Consider the following 263-nt stretch of genomic DNA (forward strand, 5'->3'; position numbering starts at 1 on the left):
TATAATTATTTTCATACTTAAAAAATATTTAATATTCTAAACATATTTTGATAAAATAATAGAGTTATTATGACATATGTAAATAGAGAAATAAAAGAATCAGTAAAGATTTTTATACATTTACCAAAAGATATAAACCAGAGAAAGGATTAATAGTAACTTTAGATGAATTCGATATAAAAGATAATTATAATACAAAAGTATATACTATTCTAGCATATTATATATAAACTTANGGGATATTTAAAATTTATTGGGCCCGT

The sequence above is a fragment of the Candidatus Nanopusillus massiliensis genome (assembly GCF_920984865.1).